Consider the following 490-nt stretch of genomic DNA (forward strand, 5'->3'; position numbering starts at 1 on the left):
GTCCCGACGCCGTTGTCGTATCGATTTGCTCAGTAATACTGTAAAGACCGACATCATACTGTCTCAGCTTGGATTCCAACTGTACTGCGTGCATGAGACTTCGAGAGAACCGGTCGAGTTTCCAAAACACGACAACGTCGAAGGCTTGCTTCTCTGCGGCTCTGAGCATCGATTGAAACATCGGTCTGTCCGGGTCTTTTCCGCTCTCTGCTTCATCACGGAATACGAAAACGACCTCCCAGTCGAGCATCTGACACCGTTCGATGGATAGCCGAACTTGCTCATTTAGAGAATGACCAAAGGACTGCTTTGCCGATGAAGTACGGGCATACACCGCTGCTCGGATATCTTCCTGTTCATCGTCTCCGTACAGACGATCTCGATCCGAAATCTGATCCATCATAGCTGCTCCAGTCTCCGAATATCGCTCACACGTTGGCGAACAGTTTCAGCCGAAATGCCCCCAGCCTCAGCTACCTGTCGTTGTGTC

General features: G+C 51.2%; 1 protein-coding gene. It reads right to left on the reverse strand.

The window, feature by feature from the left end; genetic code table 11:
- Positions 1–403, reverse strand: a 403-nt coding sequence (locus EXE42_RS16775; protein WP_199240801.1) for a recombinase family protein, incomplete at its 3' end; no start/stop codon positions are given.
- Between the last annotated feature and the right edge of the window lie 87 nt (positions 404–490).

The organism is Halorubrum sp. SP3, from assembly GCF_005435195.1.
Lineage (GTDB): Archaea > Halobacteriota > Halobacteria > Halobacteriales > Haloferacaceae > Halorubrum > Halorubrum sodomense.